Below are 1,734 nucleotides of genomic sequence, written 5' to 3' on the forward strand. Positions count from 1 at the left end.
GCCGGGCCGTCCCCCGAGGGGCGGGGTGGTCATCGGCGCGCGTGGTCGCGGAAGCCGCGGCCGGTCTTGCGGCCCAGGCAGCCCGCCGCCACCAGGTGCTCCAGCAGCGGCGCCGCCGCCAGGCCCGGCTCGCGGAACTCCTGGTGCAGCACCCGCTCGATGGTCAGCGACACGTCCAGGCCGACCACGTCCAGCAGCTCGAACGGGCCCATCGGGTACCCGCAGCCGAGCTTCATCGCGGTGTCGATGTCGTCCACCGTCGCGTAGTGCTCCTGGAGCATCCGCACCGCGTCGTTCAGGTAGGGGAAGAGCAGCGCGTTGACGATGAACCCGGCCCGGTCCCCGCACTCCACCGGGTGCTTGCGGACCCGGGTGCACAGCTCCAGCACGGTCGCGGTGACGTCCGGCGCGGTCAGCACCGTGGAGACCACCTCGACCAGCCGCATCGCGGGCGCCGGGTTGAAGAAGTGCATGCCGATGACGTCCTGCGGCCGCGAGGTCGCCGAGGCGCAGCCGATCACCGGCAGCGAGGAGGTGGTGGTGGCCAGCACCGCGCCCGGCTTGACGACCGCGTCCAGGGTGGCGAACAGCTCGCGCTTGACCGCGAGGTCCTCGGCCACCGCCTCCACCACCAGGTCCACCCCGGCCAGCTCCTCGTACCGCCCGACCGGGGTGACCAGCGCCAGCGCGGCGTCCCGCTGCTCCCCGGTCAGCCGGCCCCTGGCCACCGAGCGCTCCAGCGACGTCGCCAGCCGGGCCTTGGCCAGCTCCGCCTTCTCCCGGCCGCGGGCGGCCAGCAGCACCGGGTACCCGGCCTTGGCGAACACCTCGACGATGCCGGTGGCCATGGTGCCCGAGCCGCAGACGCCGATGGTCCGCACCTCCCGGCCGGGGACCCCGGCGCGGGCCGGGCCGGTGGCGGCGCCGACCGTCTTCGAGGAGCCGGGCGCCTCGTAGGTGTAGAAGCCGCGGCCGGTCTTGCGGCCCAGCAGCCCGGCCGCGACCAGCTGGCCGAGGATCGGCGCGGGCGCGTGCAGCCGGTCCTTCGACTGCTCGTACATCGCCTCCAGGACGGTCCGGGCGGTGTCCACGCCGATCAGGTCGAGCAGCGCCAGCGGGCCCATCGGCAGGCCGCAGCCGAGCCGCATCGCGGCGTCGATGTCCTCCCGGGTGGCGTACTTGGACTCGTACATCGCGGCGGCCTGGTTGAGGTAGGCGAAGAGCAGGCCGTTGACCACGAAGCCGGCCCGGTCGCCGGCCGGCACCGGCTCCTTGCCGAGGTCCCGGGCGAAGGCCGCGGCGTCCTCGGCCACCTGCGGGGCGGTGAGCACGGTGCGCACCACCTCGACCAGCCTCATGGTGTGCACGGGGTTGAAGAAGTGCAGGCCGAGCACCCGCTCCGGGCGGGCGGTGGCGGCGGCGATCCGGGTCACCGACAGCGCGGTGGTGCCGGTGGCGAGCACGGTGGTGGCCGGGCAGATCCGGTCCAGCTCGGCGAAGACCTCGCGCTTGAGCTCCAGCCGCTCGGGGACCTCCTCGATCACCAGGTCGGCCCCGGCGGCGGCGTCCAGCGCGTGGCCGACGGCGATCCGGGCGAGCAGCGCGGTCCGCTCCTCGGCGGTCAGCCGCTCACGGGCCACCGCGTGCGCGGTCGCCTCCTGGATCCGGGCCAGCGCGCGGGCGGCCGAGGCCTCGTCGGCCTCGATGCCGATCACCCGGCGCCCGCTCGCGGCG

Annotated in this window: 1 pseudogene; it reads right to left on the bottom strand. The window is 75.1% G+C overall.

The window, feature by feature from the left end:
- Positions 1-29 precede the first annotated feature (29 nt).
- Positions 30-1,734, bottom strand: a pseudogene (locus tag ABD308_RS08640) (3-hydroxyacyl-CoA dehydrogenase family protein); the annotation flags it as partial.

The sequence above is a fragment of the Kitasatospora putterlickiae genome, assembly GCF_039527695.1.
GTDB lineage: Bacteria > Actinomycetota > Actinomycetes > Streptomycetales > Streptomycetaceae > Kitasatospora > Kitasatospora putterlickiae.